The sequence below is a fragment of the Halobaculum sp. MBLA0143 genome, from assembly GCF_041361465.1.
GTDB lineage: Archaea > Halobacteriota > Halobacteria > Halobacteriales > Haloferacaceae > JAHENP01.
In genome coordinates this window covers 1,699,383-1,711,972 of the sequence record NZ_JBGKAC010000001.1, presented here as the reverse complement: position 1 = coordinate 1,711,972, position 12,590 = coordinate 1,699,383, and the positions used below count along the sequence as shown (strand labels likewise).

Below are 12,590 nucleotides of genomic sequence, written 5' to 3'. Positions count from 1 at the left end.
GTCAGTCTCCGGGGTCGACACTCGGGTCGGCGGACTGCTCGGCCGCGGCCGACGCCCGGGTGAACACCACCCAGAAGATCCCGGAGGCGACGACGATGAAGCCGGCGGCGGTGTAGAACGCCGCCTCGACGGAGACGAAGTCCTTGATCAGACCCACCCCGACCGGGCCGGCCACCTGGCCCACCTTCCAGGAGATGGACCGGAGGCTCATGCTGGAGGCGACGGAGTCGAACTTCTCGCCTTCCTCCACGAACAACGCCATGCTCGCGGGCAGTCGGATACTGTCCGCGACCCCCAGGACGCAGTAGGCCCCGAACAACGCGAAGAAGGCACCACCGAGCTCCTGGACGCCGCCGAACGCCTGGATCGACACGGGCGTGATCGCTCCCTCGAAGTAGAACGACAACGGGATCAGCGCCGTCCCGAGCCCGTACAGTAGTGCGCCGACGACGACGAAGTACTGTTTCTTCCCTACGCGGTCCGAGAGGTCACCGACGTACCCCTGTGTGAGCGACTTCGTCAGCTTGCCGCCCGCGAGGATCCACCCGATGACGAGCGCGTTGATCCCGAACTCCGTCCGGGCGAGGATCGGCAGGAAGATGATCACCGCCATCTTGCCGACGGAGAAGGCGATCCGGAACGTGACGAGCGCCTTCACCATCGGCAGGTCCAGGAGTGCCCGTAGCGTCGCCCGGCCACCCCCGGCGTCACCCTCTACGCCACCCCCGGGATCGTCCCGGAGGAACGCGAACACGAGCAGGAACGCCGCGATCGTGACCCCAGACAGGACGACGTAGGTGAACGTGAACTCGTAGGTGTACAGGAGGTACCCCCCGACGGCGTCGCCCGCCAGCGACGAGAACGCCGCCACCTGGTTGTACGACCCCAGCCAGCGCCCGTTCCCGTCGTCCGGCGCGATGGTCCCGATCACGGTCGAGCCAGTGATCCAGAGGATGCTCGCACCCACGCCCTGGAGCATCCGGATCAGGATGACGTGGACGGACGACTCGACGAACATGAACCCGAAGAACACGACGACGTTGATCGCCAGCCCACCCAGCAGCCACCGCTTGGCGTTACCCTTGTCCACCTGCCGCCCCAGCGGCAGGACGATCAGAAGTTGGACGACCGCGAAGCCGGTGCCGAACAGCCCCTCGACGAACCCGGTCGTCCCGAACTGGTCGGCGTACAACGCCAACGCGATCAGAATCGTGGAGTACGCCTGACTGCGGGCGAACGCCGTCCCCGCGAGCGCGGCGAACTCTCTGTCCCGGAGGAGTGCGACGGAGTTGCCGAAGTCCACTGTTACGTATCGAAACATCCCGGCTAGTCTTAAGCCCCGTCTTCGCGGAGGGGTGTGTGAGGCGGTCACAGCCGGATAACTGACGGCAACGTTACCCGGTAGTTATAAGTGGAAGAGTTATTATGCCTCGGACTAGAGATAGAAGTATGAGCCGCCAGAACGTGAGTGAGACCGAGACAGTCCCGCTCGCCCTCCTGTCTGCCGTCGACGGGAGCGAGGTGCAGGGGAAGACTCGTCTCCAGAAACTCGTGTTCTTGGCGCAGAACGGTGGGCTAGACGACGATCCGATTCCCGACGACGAGGGGTTCGAAGCGTTCGACTTTGACCCGTACAACTACGGGCCCTTCTCCAAGGAACTCGCACAGACTGTCGACGACTTGGCGGAAAAAGGGCTGATCGAGAAGTCGACTGCGAGCACGAACAGCGGAAACTCTCGGGAGGACTACCGCATCGAGCCCGAGGGAGAGCAGGCACTGGACGACGCGATCCCAGAAGAGCAGGAGCGACTACTGTGGAGTGTCAAGCGCCTGTACAACGACACGCCACTGTTCAAGCTGCTCAACGAAGTCTACGACGACTATCCGGACTACGCCGAAAACAGTGAACTCGATCTGAACTCGTTGTAAATCCCGTCGAACTAATCAAAGTTCGAAAAGCGTTTAGTCTAGTCTCGGATAGACGACCACAGACGTGCCGCCGTTACAGTCGTCGGTCGGTGTTCCGCTGTTGCGGGCACTCCTCTTCCCGATCCTGTTTCTCGCCCCGGGGCTCCTCGCTCTCCGCCCGGCTCTGTGGACTGCGCGCCTCCGAGACACACTGTCGCGTCTCCAGAAGGTGGTGTACAGCGTCGTGTTCAGTAGTAGTTCCTTCTTCATCATCTACTCTGGGTGGTCTCTGTTGTGGTGGGAGCCGCTGTCCCCGGACGACGAGGTGAAATTTGCCACTCTCGTCGCCGTCGTCCCCGTTCACTTCCTCCTCACAGTGGTCATCGGCGTCGCCGTCGGCTCGTTTTTTCACAACTACGTCGGGACCGCACGCGGTCTAGACGAGTTCGACAGTTGGGAGTTCGCTTTCGATCGGTACGAGTCGGGGGAACTACTCGTCAGGACCAACAGTGGAAAGGAAATCAGCGGTGAGATTCTCGAAGGAACGCAGATCGACCGGAGCGAAGGCGTCTTGCTGACCGATCCGACCGCAGCGGACGAGAACGACACTGCTGCGGTGAGAGAAGAGTTCAGGGACGAACAGGACACGACTACGTCCCGGTGGCCGGCGGCCCAGAGCCGAGACACAGAACACGTCCAACTCGAGGACTCAAACGCACAGTACACGTACTTTCCAAAAGAAGAGATCGAGACTGTGTTCTTCTTAGACGAGTTCGTTGAAGATCCGAACGTACCACAGAAGGACCAGAACGACAGGGCACAGTCCTTCCTGGGTGACGTGTACTCTCAGTTCGAGCCGTACGAGGTTGCACCGTGTTTTCGACGGTTGGCCGACCCCATTTCAGGCCCGTCGACGCTGTCCGTGGCGGCTTTCCTGTCGCTCGTCGGCTGTGTCTTCCTACTCACCGGGACACATCCACAGCCTGGACACGAGGCCGAAGTAGCTCTGCTCGGAGCCCTCGGCGCGTGCTTGACCGGGTCGACTGTCGTCTTAGCCAACCGGTGTACCGGCGACGAGCTGGCCTGGCTGTTCGGTTCGAGCGTAATTGCACTGTTTCCGCTCGTGTTCTTCGTCGGCCTCGTTCGACAGCCGCTCACACTCGCCCGGGGTGTTCTCGTCGGGGGCCTGATCGGGCCGTTGTACGTCTCTGTCACCAGAGAGTACGGTGTTACGCCTGCGGTGTATGTGACCGTCGGTCTGTCGGCGGCCGTCGCGTTAGCTCACTCGGTGTTTGGGTTTGGCGGTCGTATCACACAGCAGGTTATTCTGATGCTTTTGCTCGTCACGATAGTTACGCTAGCTGTGAACAGACTCCGTGTCGGGACTGCCGAGGAGTTCGACGACTGGGAGCGAGTCGCTGCCGACACGATGAAGTGGCTGCTGTTCGGGGTCGTCGCGGCAGCGGTTGCCGTACCGTCACAGTTGGTCGCCCCGCCGGCAGTCAGAGCTATCTCGCTCGGTGCGTTTCTCCCAGCCCTCGTTCTCGGATCCTTCGCTATCCGGCGAGTGAACACACCGTGACTACAACTCGATCCGTTCCACCAACGCCTCGTCTTCCGTCGCGTTCACGGCGACGATCCGTACGTCGTCTTCCAGCCTGGAGTCGGCCAGCTTCGCCTTCAGCAGATTGTCGACCTGGTAGACGCCGACGGCGCCCTCCATCTCGATCTCGACGAGGACGGGGCGATCCTCCCCGGCGCGCAGCGAGACGCGCTTGATCGCCTGCGACGAGAGGGTGTCGATGCCACGCGAGCCCTTCTGGTAGGGCATCCGCGAACGTCCCCGTTCCATGTCGAGGGCGTCGGCGACGCGGATGACGCCGGCTTCGGTCGTGAGCGGGTCCTCGGGAGTGTGGTGACAGAGGATGGCGTGGAGCACTTCGCCTTTCACCCGGACGCGTTCGCTCGTGTCGTAGAAGTCGGCGAGGAACCGGTCCAACACGTCGGCGGCGAGTGGGATGGAGTAGTAGGCGTGTTCGTCGCGGTGGACGACGTGGCCGATGTCGTGGAGCGTGGCGGCCAAGGCGACGATCACGGGTTCGTCCGCCTCGTCTAACCCCTGGTCGCTCGCGCCGTTGAACGCGACACCGCCGCGTTTGAGGAGGTCGTACAGCGTCAGCGCACGGTTGCGGACGATCTCGATGTGTTTGGCGCCGTGGTCGTTGTACCCCTTCCGGGTGACGGCGTTGACGTTCTGCGCCCGGAGGTACGTCTGGATCTCTGCGTCCTCGCGTACCGCCGGCAGGATCTCGTTGAGCCGGTCGTCCGGGTAGGCGTGGTCGGCGTCCGGATCGTACGGCTCTCTGACGTGTTCTGTACTCACGTCTCCCCCGAGTGGGTCGCCGACCAAGTAGCCTCGGGTGGCGACCGCCGACCGAGTAGCCTCGGAAGGGCAAACGTCTTGACGGGGCCCACAGACACATCGAGTATGGAGGCAATCGTCCTCGCCGGTGGGTACGCGACACGGATGTGGCCGATCACGCGGCACAGACCGAAGATGTTCCTGCCGGTCGGCGACCGGACGGTGATCGACGGCGTGTTCGCCGACCTGGAGGCAGACGACCGGATCGACACCGTCTACGTCTCGACCAACGAACGGTTCGCCGGCGAGTTCGAGTCGTACCTCGCCGACTCCGACTTCGAGAAGCCGACGGTGTCCGTCGAGGACACGACCGAGGAGTCGGAGAAGTTCGGCGTCGTCGGGGCGCTGGCGCAGTTGATCGAACGGGAGGGGGTCGACGACGATCTGATGGTCGTCGCGGGCGACAACATGCTGTCGTTCGACGTGGCGTCGTTCGTGGACTTCTTCGAGGACGCCGGCGCGCCGACGCTGGCGGCCTACGACGTGGGCTCGCGCGAACGGGCCAAGAGCTACGGGCTGGTCGAACTGGACGGGACGGAGGTGATCGACTTCCAGGAGAAGCCGGACGACCCCAAGAGCACGCTCGTGTCGATCGCCTGCTACGCGTTCCCGCGAGAGACGCTGCCGGAGCTGGACACCTACCTCTCGGACGACAACAACCCGGACGAGCCGGGGTGGCTTCTCCAGTGGCTCCAGGAGCGCCAGCGGGTCGAGGCGTTCACCTTCGACGGCGCGTGGTTCGATATCGGGACGGCGTCGTCGTACCTCGACGCCGTCGACTACGCCTTGGGCGGGGAGACGCTCGTGGCCGACGACGCGACCGTGACGGACAGTCAGTTGGGCGAGAGCGTCCACGTCATGCCCGGCGCGACCGTCGAGGACGCGGACCTCTCCGAGACGGTCGTGTTCCCGGACGCGACCGTTCGGGGTGCGAGCCTCGAGCGGTCCGTCGTCGACGAGGCCGCGACGGTCACGGGCGTGTCGCTGACCGGGAGTCTGATCGGGCAACACTCTCGGATCGACAGCGACGACTGAGGTCGCGGCAACACCTCCGGTGACCGACGGCGACGACCCTGTCGTCGGGTCGTTGCGTCACCCGAGCCGTGCGTCCGTTACCCGAATCCGGCCGCGGCTGCCGTCCCACTCCGTCTCGTAGTCGATCTCGACCGGGCGGTCCATGTGCGGGCCGTCGGTGACGAACGTCTCGAACTCGCCGCCCTCGCCGAGCGGGTGGACACCGTACTCCTCTCGGAGTTCCGTCAGCTCCGACAGTGCGTCGTGGTCCAGCGTGCGGCCGAGCCAGGACTCGTCTAACCCGGCGGCGGCGACCTGGATCACCGTGATCTCGAAGCCGGCCGCGAGCATCGACTCGCCCAGTTCGACGGGGTCTCGCTGCCACAGCGGCGCGAACAGGTCGATGTCGAGCCGGTCACACATCGCCTGGATGCGGCTGGTCTGGAACTCCGACTCGACGGCCCCGGCGGTGACGCCCGCGAGCCCTCGCTCGTCGGCGAACGCCGCCAGTCGCTCCTCCATCGGCTCCAGCTCCCGGTCACCCTGGGCGCCGCTGTCCGTCGCCTCCTCGGCGTCGAACGACCCGGGGTCCACCTCGATCAGTGGGACGCCGACGCTCTCGGCCGCCAGCGTCGTCAGCCCCGTCTCCGGGACGTGGTACATGTACGAGTCGTCGCCCGGGTGGACGGTGAGCAGTCGCTCGACCGGGAGGCCGCGTTCGAGCGCTCGGTACAGCGCCCACGAGGAGTCTTTGCCCCCGGAGAACAAGGAGATCCAGGCGCCGTCCGCCTGGGGCGTGCCGTCTCCGTCGTCCGCCTCGCTCTCGTCGCTCCCGCCGTCCGTCGCCACGGTCGCGGCGTCCGTCTCGTCTGTCACGCCGGACGGTTCGCGGTCGGCCGGTAAGTCGCTGACGCACGGCAGCGCACACGGCCGACCCGGGAGTCACCGACGAACGGCAGCACACGCGGCCGACCCGGAAGTCGCCTCCAACCCCGGCGTACCCCGGGTTTTTGTACGATCACGCCCCAGTGAGTAACGTGCACGTCGGCGAACTCCCGCTCGCGGAGCGGTACACGGACCACTTCGCGGCCGCGGGAATCGAGGAGCTGTACCCCCCGCAGGCGGCGGCGGTCGAGGGCGGCGTCTGTGACGGACAGAACCTGGTGTGTGCGATCCCGACCGCCTCCGGCAAGACGCTCGTCGCGCAGTTGGCGCTGTTGTCGGCCGACGGTCCGGGGCTGTACGTCTGTCCGCTGCGGGCGCTGGCCCGCGAGAAGTACGAGGAGTTCGCCGAACTCCCGGGCGTGAGCGCCGGCATCGCGACCGGTGACTACGACTCTGCGGCCGCGGAGTTGGCCGACCACGACGTGGTCGTCGCCACCTCCGAGAAGGTGGACTCTGCGATCCGGAACCGTGCGGGCTGGATCGAGAACCTGGCGTGTGTCGTCGTCGACGAGGTCCACCTCCTCGGGTCGCCCGGTCGCGGACCGACACTGGAGGTGACGCTGGCGACGCTCCGCCGCCGGACGGACGACCCGCAGGTGGTGGCGTTGTCGGCGACGGTGGACAACCCGGCCGCGATCGCCGGCTGGCTGGACGCCGAACTCGTAGAGTCCGAGTGGCGACCGATCGAACTCCGGACCGGGGTGTACGCCGACGGCCTCGTGACGTTCGACGACGGCGAGCGTCGGCGACTCCCGTCCGACGAGACGAGCGAGCCGGCCGACGACACGGTGGCGACGGCGGACCTGGTCGACGCCGCCGTCGCCGACGGCGGGCAGGCGCTGGCGTTCGTCAGGTCACGCCGGGAGGCCGAGGAGCTGGCAGAGCGGCTCGCCGAAGAACGGTTCGCCGAGACGGCCGGCATCGGCATGGAAGCGGCGGCGGTCGCCGAGGAACTGCGCCAGACCGGGACGACGGAGCAGGGGCGCCGCCTCGCGGAGGCCGCCGCCTGGGGCGTCGCCTTCCACCACGCCGGGCTCCGCTCGGACCACCGGTCGACCGTCGAGACGGCGTTCCGCGACCGGGAACTGGCGGTGATCTGCGCCACCCCGACGCTGGCCGCGGGCGTGAACGTCCCCGCCCGGCGGGTGGTCGTCCGCGACCAACGCCGCTACACCGGCTCCGGCACGGAGTGGCTCCCGACGCTCGAAGTTCACCAGATGGCCGGGCGGGCCGGCCGTCCCGGCCTGGACCCGTACGGCGAGGCGGTGCTCGTCGGCAGCCCGGACAGCCGCGAGGAGCTGTGGGAGCGGTACGTCGACGCCGACCCGGAGGCCGTCGAGAGCCAACTGCGAGACCGGGCGGCGCTGCGGACCCACGTCCTCGCGGTCGTCGCGGCCGGCTTCGCCGACTCACAGGCCGAGATCCTGGAACTGTTGGGGGAGACGTTCTACGCCCACCGCACGCCGAACCCGGACCTGGGCGGCGTCGTCGGCGACGTGATCGCGGAGCTGATCGAGGCGGAGTTCCTCGCGCCCGTCGACGAGCCGGGCGTAGAACTGTCGGCGACGGCGTTGGGCCGACAGGTGTCTCGCCAGTACGTCACCCCGGAGACGGGCCGCCGGATCGTCGACGGACTCCGTCAGATTGCTGACCGGCCGGCAGACAGCGTCACCCCGCTCACCGTGTTGGAGGTGGTGTGTGACACGCCGGACATGGACGACACGTACCTGGGCAACAGCGAACGGGCGTCGCTGTACCAGTTCGCCAGGCGACACGCCGACGAGTTGACGACCGGGATGGACGAGCCCGACGCGTTCGAGTCCTGGCTGGAGTCGGTCAAGACCGCCCGTATTCTCCTGGCGTGGACGGAGGGAGCGAGCGCCGAGGAGTTGGTGGCGGAGTACCGGATCGGCCCGGGTGACCTGGAGTCGCGGGTCGAACGCGCAGAGTGGCTGTTGGGGGCCGCGGCGGCACTGGCGGACGTGGAAGGAGTGTCCGTCCCCGAGATCACTCGGCTCCGCGGGCAGCTCTGAGTCGTTCCCGAGACGACGGCGCCGCCGTTCCCGGGAAATTGAAATCCGCCGGGCACACAGGGGGGAGTGTGCTCGCCGAGTTGTTCGCCGCGCTCCCGGGCTGGCTCGTCACCGGGCTCGTCTTGGGGGCTGCGCTGTCTGCGGGGGTCGCGCTGTTGTTCGCGGTCGGCGTCCGGCTGTCGCCGGCGACGGAGTCACGGACGGACGGCCGGCGCGTCGACGGGACGACGCGTCGCCACGCCGAGATCAGAGACTACCTCGGCCAGATCGACGAACGCTACGCCGAGAAGGTGGAACTGTTCGACCGACGGGTCGCGTTCTACCTCCCGGACCGGGAGGTGGCGATCACGTTCGACCCGCAGACGTACTTCGGGCTGACGAACGCCGACCCGGACGCGACCGGCAACGTGGAGTTCGACGCGGAGCCGGACCCGGAGGGGTTGTTCGTCGTCCTGATCGAAGAGGAGATGCCGGGCCACCACCTCGGTCGCCGGCTGCCGTTCGACGTGCCGAACGTCCACCTCGGCCCGGAGTCGGCGCCCGACCCGGTCGCCGAGGCGTTCGACACCCTGGGGCTGGAGACGACCGCGGACAGCCAGCGGGTGGAGGCGGCCTACCGCGAACGGGTGAAGGAGGTCCACCCGGACCAGGGAGGAGACCGGGAGACGTTCACCGAGGTTCGGGAGGCGTACACGACCGCACTCAACCACGCCGACGGCGGCTGACGACGCTGCCGGCTGCGAACGGGCGACAGAACCCGCCGTGGGCGACAGAACTATTCACACGCATACGATGAACTATACACTGTGAGTACACTCCAGGCGGGAACCGGACTGACCGACCGACTCGGCACGCGGCCGTTGCTCGGGGCGGCGTGGCTCGTCGCGCTCGCGGCCACCGGCGGGAGTCTCTACCTCAGCGAGGTGCTGGGGTTGGTCCCGTGTGAGCTCTGTTGGGTGCAGCGAATCTTCGCGTACCCGTTGGTCGTCGTCTTGGGTGTGGCGACCGTAGAGGGCCGAGCGACCGTCGTGCGGAGCGTGCTCCCCCTGTCGACGCTGGGAGCGGCGACGGCCGCGTACCACTCGTACCTCCAGGCGACGACGACGAGTACGACCTGTGGCGGCGCCGTGTCGTGTGGCGCGGTACAGTACCAACTGCTCGGGCTGTCCGTGCCGAACCTGGCGCTGACGGCGTTTCTCCTGATCGGCGCCGGGAGCTTGCTAGCGTGGCTGGGTCAGTAGACCACGTAGATCATCGCGTACACGACGTTACCCAACACGAACGAGACGAGCCACAGCGACGCGGCGACCCGGCCGAACTGGCGGTGACTCGACTCGTAGATCTCGGCGATCGGGCGGGTCAGCCCCAGTAGGGCGACGTAGTACAGCAACGGGATACACGCGATGGCGAGCAGGATGTGGATCGCCAACACCGGGAGGTAGACGAACTGGTAGATCGTCTCCGGTCCGGGGAAGTCGGCGGGACCCTGGACCGTCACCTTGTAGAGGTACAACACGAGGAAGACGGCGAACAGACCGAGCGAGGCGAGCATGAGCGCACGGTGGCGAGAGACGTTGCCGCGGCGGATCTCGCGAACACCTCCCAGGATCGTCACGATCGCGGCCGTGCTGACGACGGCGTTGACGTGTGGGATCAGGTCGAACCCTCGCTCGGACAGCCGGGGGATCGCAGAAGCGGGAAACACCTGGAGCGCGGCACCGAACACGAGCGCCAGCGACACGACCGTCAGGATCGCCGTGACCGCCGGGACGTGATCGCGGACCTGGAGTCGCATACTCGGCGTACGCCAGGGGTGAACTTCACCTCTCGGGATCGCCCCGCGTCACGGCGTCGGGGCGGCCTTCTGGAGCGCCGTCTCGGCGATGTTCCCGCCGTAGTCGGCCGCTCGGGAGACGGAGTCGACGACGAGCCCGAGCAACTGTGCGCGTGCGGGATTGAGATCACGGAGGAGTTCGTCGATCTCGCGGGCTCGCTGGTCGATCTCGCGGACGCGGCTGCGGGCTCGGTTCGCCTGTCGGTTCGCGTCGTTCGGCTCCTCTTCGAACAGTGCGTCCATCGCGTCGTTGACGACGGCGGCGGCCTTGACGCGCAGTTCCTCCAGGGCGTCGGTCAGCTCCTCGGGGACGGGTCCGGCGTCCTCGGAGGTGTCCAGTTCCAGCGTGAGGTGTGCGATCTTGGTGGCGTGGTCGGCCGTGCGCTCCAGCTGCCGGGCGCTGGCGTGGTAGTCGAAACAGGACTCTCTGTCCAGTCCCAGCTCCTCGGCGGCCTTCGGTGTCCGGAGCGTCGACCGGAAGATCCGAGAGACCACCATGTACAGCCGGTCGACGTCGTCGTCGCGCTGGATGACGTCCCGAGCCATGTCGGAGTCCCCCTCGGTGAGCGCCGCGACGGTGTCTTCCAGCATCGAGAGGGCGATCAGCCGCATCCGGGTGACGGCGTTGTGGATCGACAGCTCCGAGGAGTCCAACAGGTCGCGGATGACGACCCGGTCGCGGGTCTCCTCCAGCACTTCGAGCCCGACGAGCCCCTGAACGGCGTCCCGGATCGTCCGGCGTTGGTCGTTGGTGATCCGTGACGACTCCAGAGCGATGATGTCGAATCCGGAGACGTACATCGTCATCACCGCCCGGGTGAGCTCCTCGCCGGCGAGCTCGCCGACGTCCAACGTCCCCTCCGTGCGCTCCTCCTCGGAGACTGGCGTGAGGAACAACGAGTCACCCTCCGGGTAGAACTCGACTTCGCTCCCGGCGCTGACGCCGTTCTCGGTGGCCCAGTCTTTGGGGATCGACACCGTGTACGTCGATCCGCCCGTGACCTGGACCTTCCGGGTCTCGACCATGTCCGCCGCTTCTGTGACCACGGGTAAAAGCCTGCCGAATATCTATATATTCTGCCGTCCGGGTCGGCCACAGACTTCAGTCCCCGCGCGTTTCATAATCTTGATAGGAACTGCCGGCGTCTCGGTACATCTCGATATCTCTCGTTTCCCGGCAGAGGCGGCCGGTTTGTCGGGATGCAGTGGTACGACCCTGTGGTAGTGGCACGGAGTCGATTCCAGCGTCCATGAAAACAGTTGTCACGCAGCGACATATATAGAAGACATACAAGCCTACTTAACGATTCCAACTGAGAGTCAGAGCGATGACGCAAGATGCGTCCGACTCGGTGTCACGACGTCGGTTCGTTCAGACAGCAACCGCAGCGGGAGTCGTCGGTGCGGCCGGCTGTGCCAGCACACAGACCGGCGGCAGCGGCGGGGGTGGCGGAGACACGGGCCCGCTGACGGCCGACGGCTCCTCTACGGTGTACCCGATCACCAACGGCGCGGCCGCCCTGTGGAACGGGAACCCGCCGGCTGCCGACGAGGAGTACTGGGGCCCGGGACAGTACGACATCGACACGGACCAGAACCTGGCCGACTACTTCGCGGGACAGTACGGCTTCGAGGCGACCGGAGAGCGCTCGACGCCGCCGTTCCTCGTGAACGTCGCTCTGTCTCACTCCGGGACGGGCGTCGAGGCGGTCCAGAAGGGGCGCGTCGACATCGGTGACTCCTCGGCGCCGGTCTCGGCCGAGCTGCCGGAGGCCGAGCAGTCCACACTCGACAGTTTCGTCGACCACGTCGTCGGCGTCGACGGCCAGCCGATCGTCGTCTCTCGGGAGGTCTACGACGGGGGCGTCACGGGGCTGACGGGCGACGAGCTGCGCGCGATCTACAAGAAGGAGATCACCAACTGGAGCGAGGTCGGTGGCCCGGACAAGGAGATCCAGGCCATCGGCCGTGCGGAAGGCTCCGGGACGGACACTTCGTTCCGTTCCAACCTCTACGGGAGCCCGGACGCGTCGATCAGCCCGGACGTCCGGAAGGGTCAGAATCAGCAGGTGAAGACGCTCGTCTCCAACACGGACAACGCGATCGCCTACATCGCGCTGGCGTTCGTCGAGGAGGACGGTGCGGTCCCGCCGATCTCGTTGGAGCTGGAGGGGACGGTGTACGAGTACGGCAAGAACCTCGGCGCGAAGGGGTACCCGCTCTCGCGTGACCTCCACTGTTACACCTGGGAGGACACCTCGAACAAGGAGGCCGCGTTCATCAACATGATCCTGACTGATTTCGGCCAGGAGAAATTCGTCGCCTCCAACAACTACTTCAAGCTGCCACAGAGCCGCCGCGAGGAGGAACGGGCGAAGCTGCCGGACCAGTCCTGACGACCGGTCGTCGACGAGGACAGCCACCCGGGCACACA

General features: G+C 66.4%; 12 protein-coding genes. 7 read left to right on the top strand and 5 right to left on the bottom strand.

Annotated elements, in window-relative coordinates:
* Position 1: 1 nt before the first annotated feature.
* Positions 2 to 1,321, bottom strand: a complete 1,320-nt coding sequence (locus RYH79_RS08815; RefSeq protein WP_370898236.1) for an MFS transporter — start codon at positions 1,319 to 1,321, stop codon at positions 2 to 4.
* 128 nt (positions 1,322 to 1,449) lie between these two features.
* On the opposite strand from RYH79_RS08815, the gene RYH79_RS08810 reads away from it, so the two are divergent.
* Entirely contained in the window at positions 1,450 to 1,929 is a 480-nt protein-coding gene (locus RYH79_RS08810) for a PadR family transcriptional regulator (protein ID WP_370898234.1), read from the top strand.
* 208 nt (positions 1,930 to 2,137) lie between these two features.
* Entirely contained in the window at positions 2,138 to 3,490 is a 1,353-nt protein-coding gene (locus tag RYH79_RS08805) for a hypothetical protein (RefSeq protein ID WP_370898232.1), read from the top strand.
* Here the strand turns inward: RYH79_RS08805 and RYH79_RS08800 are convergent, their stop codons facing one another.
* Positions 3,491 to 4,291 (bottom strand): HD domain-containing protein, encoded by an 801-nt coding sequence (locus RYH79_RS08800; RefSeq protein ID WP_370898230.1) that lies wholly within the window; start codon positions 4,289 to 4,291, stop codon positions 3,491 to 3,493.
* 105 nt (positions 4,292 to 4,396) lie between these two features.
* Here RYH79_RS08800 and RYH79_RS08795 point away from each other — a divergent pair, with 105 nt between their 5' ends.
* Positions 4,397 to 5,365, top strand: coding sequence for a nucleotidyltransferase family protein (locus RYH79_RS08795; RefSeq protein ID WP_370898228.1), 969 nt, complete (start codon positions 4,397 to 4,399; stop codon positions 5,363 to 5,365).
* Between the two features lie 57 nt (positions 5,366 to 5,422).
* Here RYH79_RS08795 and RYH79_RS08790 read toward each other — a convergent pair whose 3' ends face one another.
* Complete coding sequence (locus RYH79_RS08790) at positions 5,423 to 6,118, bottom strand: diphthine--ammonia ligase (RefSeq protein ID WP_370900829.1); 696 nt, start codon at positions 6,116 to 6,118, stop codon at positions 5,423 to 5,425.
* A 263-nt stretch (positions 6,119 to 6,381) separates the two neighbouring features.
* Here RYH79_RS08790 and RYH79_RS08785 point away from each other — a divergent pair, with 263 nt between their 5' ends.
* The 3 genes from RYH79_RS08785 (at position 6,382) to RYH79_RS08775 (ending at position 9,563) form a co-directional block, all read left to right on the top strand.
* On the top strand, positions 6,382 to 8,322 hold the full coding sequence (locus RYH79_RS08785) for a DEAD/DEAH box helicase (RefSeq protein ID WP_370898226.1): 1,941 nt from the start codon (positions 6,382 to 6,384) through the stop codon (positions 8,320 to 8,322).
* 68 nt (positions 8,323 to 8,390) lie between these two features.
* A complete protein-coding gene (locus RYH79_RS08780) occupies positions 8,391 to 9,047 on the top strand; it encodes a J domain-containing protein (protein ID WP_370898224.1) in 657 nt (218 codons plus the stop codon).
* 81 nt (positions 9,048 to 9,128) lie between these two features.
* A complete protein-coding gene (locus RYH79_RS08775) occupies positions 9,129 to 9,563 on the top strand; it encodes a disulfide bond formation protein B (RefSeq protein WP_370898222.1) in 435 nt (144 codons plus the stop codon).
* Here the strand turns inward: RYH79_RS08775 and RYH79_RS08770 are convergent.
* Together RYH79_RS08770 and RYH79_RS08765 are read right to left on the bottom strand one after the other, a co-directional pair.
* Positions 9,557 to 10,117, bottom strand: coding sequence for a DUF420 domain-containing protein (locus tag RYH79_RS08770; protein WP_370898220.1), 561 nt, complete (start codon positions 10,115 to 10,117; stop codon positions 9,557 to 9,559). The genes RYH79_RS08775 and RYH79_RS08770 overlap by 7 nt on opposite strands.
* A 48-nt stretch (positions 10,118 to 10,165) precedes the next feature.
* Positions 10,166 to 11,182: a PhoU domain-containing protein gene (locus RYH79_RS08765; protein WP_370898218.1), complete on the bottom strand. Its 1,017-nt coding sequence runs from the start codon at positions 11,180 to 11,182 to the stop codon at positions 10,166 to 10,168.
* A 302-nt stretch (positions 11,183 to 11,484) separates the two neighbouring features.
* On the opposite strand from RYH79_RS08765, the gene RYH79_RS08760 reads away from it, so the two are divergent.
* Positions 11,485 to 12,552 (top strand): PstS family phosphate ABC transporter substrate-binding protein, encoded by a 1,068-nt coding sequence (locus tag RYH79_RS08760; RefSeq protein WP_370898217.1) that lies wholly within the window; start codon positions 11,485 to 11,487, stop codon positions 12,550 to 12,552.
* Positions 12,553 to 12,590: the final 38 nt, after the last annotated feature.